The sequence below is a fragment of the Streptomyces tailanensis genome, assembly GCF_008386495.1.
GTDB lineage: Bacteria > Actinomycetota > Actinomycetes > Streptomycetales > Streptomycetaceae > Streptomyces > Streptomyces tailanensis.
The window spans coordinates 1-3702 of record NZ_VTHJ01000140.1; the positions used below are offsets into that span (position 1 = coordinate 1).

6 protein-coding genes are annotated in these 3702 nt (G+C 68.5%); 4 read left to right on the forward strand and 2 right to left on the reverse strand.

Translation table 11 applies throughout. The features are described from left to right. Window positions 1–119: 119 nt before the first annotated feature. Window positions 120–503, forward strand: a complete 384-nt coding sequence (locus tag F3T56_RS45275; RefSeq protein ID WP_149831284.1) for a hypothetical protein — start codon at window positions 120–122, stop codon at window positions 501–503. A 4-nt stretch (window positions 504–507) separates the two neighbouring features. On the opposite strand, the gene F3T56_RS45280 is transcribed toward F3T56_RS45275, so the two are convergent. Together F3T56_RS45280 and F3T56_RS45285 are read right to left on the reverse strand one after the other, a co-directional pair. Beyond that, on the reverse strand, window positions 508–774 hold the full coding sequence (locus F3T56_RS45280) for a hypothetical protein (protein WP_149831285.1): 267 nt from the start codon (window positions 772–774) through the stop codon (window positions 508–510). Window positions 775–902: 128 nt separating this feature from the next. Further along, window positions 903–1946, reverse strand: coding sequence for an acyl-CoA dehydrogenase family protein (locus F3T56_RS45285; protein ID WP_149831286.1), 1044 nt, complete (start codon window positions 1944–1946; stop codon window positions 903–905). Between the two features lie 217 nt (window positions 1947–2163). Here F3T56_RS45285 and F3T56_RS45290 point away from each other — a divergent pair, with 217 nt between their 5' ends. The 3 genes from F3T56_RS45290 (at window position 2164) to F3T56_RS45300 (ending at window position 3683) form a co-directional block, all read left to right on the forward strand. Next, the gene (locus F3T56_RS45290) at window positions 2164–2784 is read left to right on the forward strand and encodes a hypothetical protein (RefSeq protein ID WP_149831287.1); all 621 of its coding nucleotides are present in this window, start codon (window positions 2164–2166) and stop codon (window positions 2782–2784) included. Further along, a complete protein-coding gene (locus tag F3T56_RS45295) occupies window positions 2763–3047 on the forward strand; it encodes a hypothetical protein (RefSeq protein WP_149831288.1) in 285 nt (94 codons plus the stop codon). The genes F3T56_RS45290 and F3T56_RS45295 overlap by 22 nt, the downstream gene beginning before the upstream one ends. Before the next feature lie 132 nt (window positions 3048–3179). Further along, window positions 3180–3683: a MarR family winged helix-turn-helix transcriptional regulator gene (locus tag F3T56_RS45300; protein ID WP_149831289.1), complete on the forward strand. Its 504-nt coding sequence runs from the start codon at window positions 3180–3182 to the stop codon at window positions 3681–3683. Window positions 3684–3702: the final 19 nt, after the last annotated feature.

Here is a 3702-nt window from a genome sequence, read left to right on the forward strand (position 1 = left end):
GCGCCGCGTACATTCATTCTGCGCTTATTTCCCCTTTATGTGTAGTCGACGACAGGGCGAGGGGTGGGGGAGGGGGTGCTCCCAGAAGTTACCGGCGGGTTGGTTGGCAGACTGTGCGCATGCTGCTCCCCGCCGAAGCCGTTGCCGCCACCGCTCTGATCGAGGTCGTACGCATATCGGCCCTCCCGGCCGGGCGCGGCGTCCCGTACCCCGGCAGGGTGGTCGCCCACTGGGCCGGGAGCGAGGTCGCCGACGCTTTGGCCTTGATCGAGAACTTGCCCGGCAGCCAACAGCACCGCTGCGGCTTCTCGCCGGGCTGGAGCGTGCGGGCGTACGAGGACACTCTCGAAATGCCGCTGTTCGAGGCGGCGTTCTGTTTCACCTGCCACGAGGTCCGCATGCACGGAATGGCCGTGCCACCCGCGCTCGGCACGCAGTTCTTCGACGCCGGCGCCCCACCGGCCCAGGCCCTCCTGACCCTCTTCCGCACGGCAACCCCGTAGCGGGTCAGACAGGTTCCTCGTCCGGTTGCCTGCCCGCCGCGACGCTTTCTCGCAAGCTCACGGCCCACGATGCGAGGGCGATGCCGATGGGCAGGTAAAACACCCATAGGGCCGGGGCGTCGGAGGCCGCGAGGAGGAACCAGGAACACGCCGCGGCTGTAAGCAACATGGTGGGCAGCCACTGACGCCAGGGCGGCAGGTGGCTCATCCGAAGGACCGACCACGCCATCCAGGCGAAGATGCAGAAGACAGGAGCGAAGAGCAGAATCATCCAAGGCTCCGGAACGTGAAGAGAGACGCTGGATCTGGGAAGAACGCCGACCTTAGTGCTGACTCCCGGGACCGGTCCCCCACATACGCGGCGGGGGCCTACGCGTGAGCGCAAGACCCCCGCGGAAGTCAGGACGCGGCGGACAGCGAGTCGAGGTGTGCCTGGCGCACCTCGGCGGTCTGCCCCTGCACCAGCAGGAACAACGCCTCGCGTGCCAGCCGTTGGGCCCGGTTGTCCAGGTCCAGGGCGCGCCCGCCGCCGGCCACGACCGCGGCGGTCGTCGCCTTGCGCAGCAACCCGTACGCCTTCATCTTGAGTGCCAGCCGCTCCTCCGTGTGCTCGTGGGGCGCCGGATGGTCGGCGAGGGCGTACGCCTGGCGCCGTACCCGGTCCAGCCGCATACGCAGCGCCTTCGTCGTGGCGTCGTCCTGGTCGAGCAGCGAGAGGGCCGACTCGGCGACGCCGAACACCGCCGGCGAGGCGTTCGTCGGCTTGGGCCGGTCGCCCGCGGCCCAGGTCTCGTACGGGGCATGCAGGGCCACGTTGTCATCGGGGATCCACAGCCCGTCGAGGTGGAGCGAGACCGTACGGGAGGCGGTGAGCGCCGCCAGCCGCATCGGCGCCGACGCCTTCAACCCGGACTGCGGCTTGGCTTCCGTGAAGGCGAACACCACCTCGTCGGCGTCCGTCACCCCGGCCAGCAGCATCACATCGTTCAGCCCCCACCCGGTGTACCAGGGAACCGTCCCGTGGAACCGCCACCCGCCCCGCTTCGGTACCGCCCGGACCGGAACCTGCGGATACCGTCGCAGATGCGCGTACGCGACCCCCGACAGCAGCTCACCGGTGGCCAGTTTCCCCAACAGGAGCTCACGTGCCTGTAGTTCACTCTTCGCCAGAGTCAGCACCGGCGTGTAGTGCTGCGTCTGCACGAACCACGTCGAGCAGCACGCGCCCGCCAGGATCTCCGCGATCTCGCGTGCCACGGAGTTGGGGGCACCCGAACCGCCGCACGCCACGGGCGCGTTCACCCCGAGCAGCCCCGATTTCTTGATGGCCTCGATGCTGCTCGCCGGCACCCCTTCCTGATCGACGCGTTCGGCCTGGGGGGCCAGCACCTCGGCGGCGAGTGTGCGCGCCTGGACGACGAGAGGGTGCGGTGACGTGGTCATAGGGAGATTCTCCCCGCCTCCGCACCCAAAGATCACTCAGCGGTGGGTATGGCTCCCGAGCGGATGTGGGTGACGTGCGTCACGTCGGGCTGATGTCAGGTCGCCGGGAGCAAGCGGTCAGGCCGCTGCGCTTCCCTGTGATCGTCGGGGCCGCGCCCCGACCGCTTCCGGAGTAACTCCCCCACCGGGGCAGTTCGGCCCCGTAAGGAGAACGACCATGAAAGACCGGGCCAAGGTCGAGGAACTCCTCGTCACCTCGGACCTCCAGGCGCAGACCTCGGCGGTCGCGTGGAAACACGTGGAGGCCGAGTACGTCGACATCGTAGAGGGCATCCTGGCCACACTGGCACCGAGCGGACCCTACGCGTACACCGTCGTGTCCGTCCTCGAAGAGGGCAAGGAAATCCCGACGCAGCGCATCGTCGCCACGTACGAGGACATCGAGAACAGCTACCGCAACATGCACCGGTACGCCGCCGTGGTGGGCATCCGCCCCGTCGCGGAGATCAACACCTCCTGGTACTACACCTTCGTGAGCGGCTCGGGCAGGGGACGCGACAAGAACACCGGCGCCGAGAGCGAGCGGCCCATCATCGTGCTGTTCCCGACGATGGGCTCCGGGGCATCACCGGTGAGCTCTTCTGGGGCCGGACACAGCAGGACTCGATGCCGGGCGACCCCGACGACGGGGCGCTGGCCGGCAGGTTCGCGCTGGCCGGGGTGCACGCCGCGCTGCTCGACGCGTACCGCAAGGGCGACGTCGAAGCGATCGTCGCGAAGGCGCACCCCCAGGTCCAGACAGGCCTTCGCGACTATGTGGCGGGGACCGGCACCCTGACGGAGCTGCACACCGCGGACGACCGGAAGGCCTTCATCCAGGAGTTCTACGACCACTACACCGTCCGCGACATCGAGGTCGTCAAGCGATACTTCGACGACTGGTTCTTCTTCCACGAGCTGCGCTGGACGGTGGAGTCCCGCAAGGGCCCGCACGTCGGCGGCGTCTTCCGCTACCACACCGCCGAGTACGCCGAGGTGTCCGCCGCCGGACTGGTCGTCGCGCACATCGGCCACGGCACGGACCAGATCAAGATCGGCTGAGGCCCCGCCTCAACTCCCGTACGTCGGTTCCCCGGACGGCCAGGCGCGGTCCGGGGAACCGACGTATGTCGGGGCCCAACTCACACCCTTCAATATTGCTTGACTTAGGCAAATTCCTGCTACGGTGGTCGTATGTTCACACCGCGCCCCACCGCAGCGGCCGCTCCGACGGACGTGATCGAGATCGAGCGGCTCCTCACCCGTATCGCGTACCTCGCCGGACGGGCCCGTCAGCACGAGCGTCTGATGTCCGAGACCGGACTGTCGCTGGACCGGGCCTCCGTGTCGATCCTGCGGAACATCGCCGAGAGCGAGCCGATGCGCCCGGGGGTCCTCGCGGTACGGCTCTCCGTGGAGGCTTCCCATGTCACGTGGCAGCTGCAGCAGTTGGAGAACGCCGGGTACGTCGTCCGTGTCCCCGACCCGGACGACCGCCGGGCGCAGCGCGTCCAGATCACCGAGGCCGGGCTGGCCGACGTCGACCTCGTCAGAGACGCGAGCCGCCGCGGCATCGGGACGGTTCCGGCTGACTGGTCGCCGGAGGACGTACGTCAACTCGCCGACCTGTTCAGCCGATTGGCCGATGACTTCGTCGAGCACGCCGAGGACTTCAACGAACTCCGGCTCGCTGACTGACGGCCGGCAGCCCCCCCCA